Origin of the sequence: Methylobacterium cerastii (assembly GCF_022179125.1) — a bacterium.
Classification (GTDB): Bacteria; Pseudomonadota; Alphaproteobacteria; order Rhizobiales; family Beijerinckiaceae; genus Methylobacterium; species Methylobacterium cerastii.
Genome location: NZ_BPQG01000124.1, coordinates 1 through 1143, shown reverse-complemented (window position 1 = coordinate 1143; position 1143 = coordinate 1). Strand labels below are relative to the sequence as shown.

The following is a 1143-nucleotide window of genomic DNA, read 5'->3' as shown; positions in this document are numbered from 1 at the left end:
CTAGTGCACTGACTCAGACAGATGGTTCAGGGGCTCGGTTGAGGGCGTTGAAGATAGCGGCGGCGGGTTTGGTCCAGACGAAGGGTTTTGGCCTTCGGTTGTGCTCGGCGATGTAGCGTTTGATCGCGACCTGCAGATCGACGAGGCCGGTGAAGGTCCCGCGTCGCAGCCGGCGGCGCGTGAGGGCTGAGAAGAAGCCTTCGACGGCGTTGAGCCATGAGGCTGAAGTCGGGGTGAAGTGGAAGGTCCAGCGTGGATGGCGGACGAGCCAAGCGCGGACCTTTGGGTGCTTATGCACGGCGTAGTTATCTAGGATTACGTGGACGAGCTTGCCCGCCGGCACGGCCGCCTCGACCGCGTTGAGGAAGCGGATGAACTCGCCGTGGCGATGGCGCTGCATGCAGCGTCCAAGCACGGTTCCCTCCAGGACGTTCAAGGCGGCAAACAGGGTCGTTGTGCCGTGGCGGGTATAGTCGTGGGTCTGGGCGGCGGGATGTCCGGGGCCGAGCGGCCGGTCGGGACGGGTGCGCTCCAAGGCCTGGATTTGGGACTTCTCATCGATGGAGAGCACGACCGCATGGGCGGGCGGGTCCATGTAGAGACCGACCACGTCCTCTACTTTCTCGACGAAGGCCGGATCGCGCGAGCGTTTGAAGGTCCGCACCCGATGCGGTTGCAGGCGGTGCGCCTCCCAGATCCGCTGGACAGAGCGCAGCGAGATCCCAATCCGCTCGGCGACGGCGCGACCGGTCCAGTGGGTCACCTCGCCAGGCGGCTCCGAGCAGGTCAGCGCCAGCACCTCGGCCACCGCTCGAAGGGGAAGGGGCGGAATGCCGGGCGGTCGCGTCTTGTCCCGCAGCAGGCCGTCAACGCCTTCCTCACCGTAGCGCTGCTGCCAGCGCCAGACGGCGGGCCGACTGACGCCCGCGTGCCGCGCCACGTCCTGCACGCTCAGGCGCTCGGCCGAGAGCAGGATGATGCGGGCTCGCGAGATGTGCTTGAGCGGACGCGAGCGGTCGCCCGCAATACCCGTCAACCGCGCCTTGGCCGCGTCATCGAGAAGAATGCAAACGGTCTGAGCCATCGCCCAGACTCGCACGCATCACGCCCCCCGTGAATCATCCGCTCGCGTCAGTGCACTAG

At 66.6% G+C, this 1143-nt stretch carries 1 protein-coding gene; it reads right to left on the bottom strand.

The window, feature by feature from the left end; genetic code table 11:
• Nucleotides 1–13: 13 nt before the first annotated feature.
• On the bottom strand, nt 14–1084 hold the full coding sequence (locus MFF13_RS25705; protein ID WP_238273331.1) for an IS630 family transposase: 1071 nt from the start codon (nt 1082–1084) through the stop codon (nt 14–16).
• Nucleotides 1085–1143 lie beyond the last annotated feature (59 nt).